This is a genomic window from Pseudotabrizicola sp., assembly GCF_030684215.1.
Lineage (GTDB): Bacteria > Pseudomonadota > Alphaproteobacteria > Rhodobacterales > Rhodobacteraceae > Pseudotabrizicola.
Window position 1 is genome coordinate 1 of sequence record NZ_JAUXOV010000015.1, and the last position, 1,133, is coordinate 1,133.

At 58.6% G+C, this 1,133-nt stretch carries 1 protein-coding gene; it reads right to left on the reverse strand.

Features of this window, described 5'->3' with window-relative positions:
- Nucleotides 1-199: 199 nt before the first annotated feature.
- Nucleotides 200-1,133, reverse strand: a 934-nt coding sequence (locus tag Q8K08_RS01315; protein WP_305248950.1) for an ISKra4 family transposase, incomplete at its 5' end; no start/stop codon positions are given.

Genomic DNA, 1,133 nt, shown 5'->3' on the forward strand with positions numbered 1-1,133 from the left:
CCCATGCACCCGTCTCAGACTGGCGGACCTCACCAACCTCGACGCTGGCGGTTGGAGCCCAATGCTTCTTCGATACCACGGCCTGATCCCTTCAATCTGTGAAACTCGGTCAGACCGTGACACACAAATTGAGGATGACCCCTTAAATGCGGTATACGAAAGTCAACAAAATCAATGGGGAGTGGACAGAACATGGGGGTCATGCGGGGCGTTTTCTGTTTGCGACGGTCAGCCGACCATCGAGAACTGCGGCCCTTGTGACGGCTACTCGGTGAGCCCCTTTGGGCGACCAACGCATCCTCCTGCGCTTTCCCATGCGGGCATTGGCAATGTCATCAACTGATCCTTCGGCACGAGAAGACGAGATGGGCAGCCCGTTACGGTACCGTCGGCCATAGTCGACAAGGGCTTCCATGTTGTTCGCGAGATAGGTGTACAGTGTCTCGCAGCGGGCCTGCACACGAGCGGCAGCGGTGCGGACAGCCAGAGGTTCTTCCCCGAGGCCGACGCAATCATGCATCAGCGCCTTCAGATATGTTTCCGCCACCCGTGCTCTGCCATGCCAAAGCCGCCAACGGAGGCTTTTCGCGGGGCGCTGGAACAGCACTGGAACTCCAGTGAACCCCGGTGTCTGGACCAGACCCTGAACGGCGGCCTCGATATGTTGAATGCGCATCGAGATGTGCCACCAGTCGAGGATATGTTTCACCTGACCGTCGCCACCCACGGCATTCCGTATGAGGTTCGGGAGAGCAAGCTCGCCATCAGAGATTACCGTCAACAGACGGCCTGGCTTCCATCCATAGTCGGACAGCTCTTCTCGCATGCGGCTGCTTGGCGATGCCGTCGCATTGGCGACCAAGCCAAATCGTCGGCACATATTGCGACTTTCAATCTTGCCGACCACAAGATCCAGGTGTCGCTGCTGATACTCCGGTCGACAGCGGATATGCGCACCGTCCAGAAAAACCGTCAAACCACCTTTGGGCGGGGCTTCAACGGAATCGCCTGAAGTCGTTCGGGTTTTCTCGAGCCCCGTGGCTACTCTTCCCAACCAGTCACGCACCGTGGTGTGATGGGGCGGATGGCCGGGCAGGAAGCTTTTCATCAGCCGCGCCGCTTCGCGAAAGGTA